This window comes from Corynebacterium sp. (assembly GCF_012837295.1).
In the GTDB taxonomy this organism is placed as follows: domain Bacteria; phylum Actinomycetota; class Actinomycetes; order Mycobacteriales; family Mycobacteriaceae; genus Corynebacterium.
Genome location: NZ_DURI01000189.1, coordinates 1 through 2,179, shown reverse-complemented (window position 1 = coordinate 2,179; position 2,179 = coordinate 1). Strand labels below are relative to the sequence as shown.

4 protein-coding genes are annotated in these 2,179 nt (G+C 66.1%); all 4 read right to left on the bottom strand.

The window, feature by feature from the left end; translation table 11 throughout:
* Positions 1–755, bottom strand: a 755-nt coding sequence (locus tag GX015_RS06360; RefSeq protein ID WP_291343686.1) for an alpha/beta fold hydrolase, incomplete at its 3' end; no start/stop codon positions are given.
* 118 nt (positions 756–873) lie between these two features.
* Entirely contained in the window at positions 874–1,317 is a 444-nt protein-coding gene (gene arfB, locus GX015_RS06355) for an alternative ribosome rescue aminoacyl-tRNA hydrolase ArfB (protein WP_168938359.1), read from the bottom strand.
* Between the two features lie 24 nt (positions 1,318–1,341).
* The gene (locus tag GX015_RS06350) at positions 1,342–1,605 is read right to left on the bottom strand and encodes a hypothetical protein (RefSeq protein WP_291343684.1); all 264 of its coding nucleotides are present in this window, start codon (positions 1,603–1,605) and stop codon (positions 1,342–1,344) included.
* 147 nt (positions 1,606–1,752) lie between these two features.
* Positions 1,753–2,179 (bottom strand): DUF1877 family protein (locus GX015_RS06345; protein ID WP_291343683.1); only part of this gene is annotated, 427 nt, incomplete at its 5' end.

Sequence of the window (2,179 nt, the reverse complement as noted above, 5' to 3'; positions counted from 1 at the left end):
CGCAGGGTGGGGCGCGGCGGGGCGACCGAGTCATCCTCGCAGACCGCGAAGTACGCCGGGGACTGGATCTTGCGGGCGTGTCGTCCCGGGAAATAGCGCAGAATATCCAACCCGAATCGTGCCGTGATGTCCGAGCGGATGTCATCTCCGGCGGGCACAATTGCTTCGATGCCCGCCACGCAGTCGGGCGCCGTCATCAGGGCGGTCGACCCCGGGTCCCCGTAAGCGGGAACCATCACAGGTTCCTTGTTGCGCCACGCGGCGAGCAGATCGCGCACGGCCAGCAGGCCGATCTTGACCGTGGTCGCAGGCGGCAGCGCCAACGTCGAGGCCAATCCATCGGTGAATGGGCACTGCGCGATGACCGCGGCAAGCCTGGGGTCGCGCGCCGCGGTCCGAACCACGTGGCCGCCACCAAAGGACGTGCCCCAGATGACCACACGGTCAGGGTCGACCCCGTCGAGGCCCCGCGCGTGGGTGATCGCGGAGTTCCAGTCCTCGAGCTGACGCCGCACCGACAGGAGCTGACGGGGCTCCCCGGCGCTCGCACCGAAGTGCCTGTAGTCGAACACCAGGCAGCGGTAGCCGGCGGCGCTGAAACGCTCGGCGAAGGCATCGAGGCGCATCTGGCGTACGCCGCCGAGACCGTGGGCCATCACGATGATCGGCCCCGGGGCAGGGGCGTCGTCGGGAACGTACAGCCACGCGGCGCAGGATCCATCTCCGGAGGGGAAGGTCACGTCAGATCTGGTCATGGCGTTAACCATAGGGGGATTCGCTCCTTCACGGGCGCGTTTCGGACGGTACCGTCCCCGCCGCCTGCGATGGCCGGTCGATTCTTCGGCGCAATTTCCCGGTCTTCGGCGCGATTGCCTAGGAAACGTCCGGCCGCTTCCTCGCCGACTTGATCTCGGAGCGCCGCTTCTTCGCGGCGATGCGGCGCCGCACCGACCCGCGAGTCGGTTTCGTCTTTCGCCGTGGGGGAGGTGGCGGGGCCAGCGCTTCCCGCAACAGCGCGGCCATACGTTCACGTGCTTCGGCACGATTGCGGATCTGCGACCTCTGCGTGGTCACGGAGACGGTGAGAACCGTCCCGTCCAGGCGGCTTTCGAGGTTGCGGAGGACACGGCGGCGCTGGCCGTCGGAAAGCGAACCGCACCCGGCGACGTCGATGGACAATTGAACCTTGCTGTCCGTGGTGTTGACTCCCTGGCCGCCCGGCCCCGACGACCGGGCGAAGCGCTCGGTCAGGTCGGCGGCGGGGATGACCAGGCCGCCGGGGATCCCCGGGCCCGATGCGATGGTCAGGTCGTTCATGGGGCCCACCCTAATCGGCGGCGACTATTCGGCGTACCGCTGTCGGACCGCCTCGCCGCTCGTGCCGATTGCTTCGCCGAGCTCGCGCCACGAGACGTTCGCGGTCCGCGCGGTGCGGATCGCCTCCGCCAATTCCTTCTCCGCCTGACTCCGTCGAAACTGGGCCAGTTTGACGGCCATGATCGGCGACAACGGGGCGTTGAGGTCCCCGTCGTCGGGTTCGTAGTTCTCGAATCGCTCCGCCATTTCGTCGGCTTGCGCGATGAGATCGGAAAGCGAGCGTCGCATTGGCGTCACCTCAGAAACTTGTTTCGTGCCGGACTTATGGCGTGAATGATGGTGAGTTCACCGCCCCAGCAGGCGATCACTTCGCAAGGTTACTTGTCGCAAGTTATCTAGGCAATGGGGGATGGGCAGGGGGCCTCAGCCACTTTTTCAGGCGATCAAGTAGACCGCGCCGAGCCCCTTGTCGCTCATCTCCTGAGCGAAGTCCTTCGCCTTCTCCAGATAGTGCTGGGCATAGTGAAGCTCTGAAGGCATGTCCTCGATGACGCCTGGTTCGAAAGCGTCACGGTCGTCGAAAAGCGTCGCGTCTTTCAAGTCTTCGGCGATCTCCTTCATCTCCGCCGGACTCAATGCCTTGGCAAAACCCTCCCAGCACAGTCCGCCGTTGAGCATCGTCGGCTCGCCGGCGAACAGTGCGTGCGCTGGGCTGTGGCCGCCGAGCGGGGTCGTAGTCAGGCGCTGCAAATGGGGCCAACACTTGTCCAGGTACAGCATCGGCGGGACGGCCTTGCCTCCCATCGTCGACGTGCCATCCCCATTCGGAACGAGTCCCCACGCATCCCCGAGCGGATCGTCG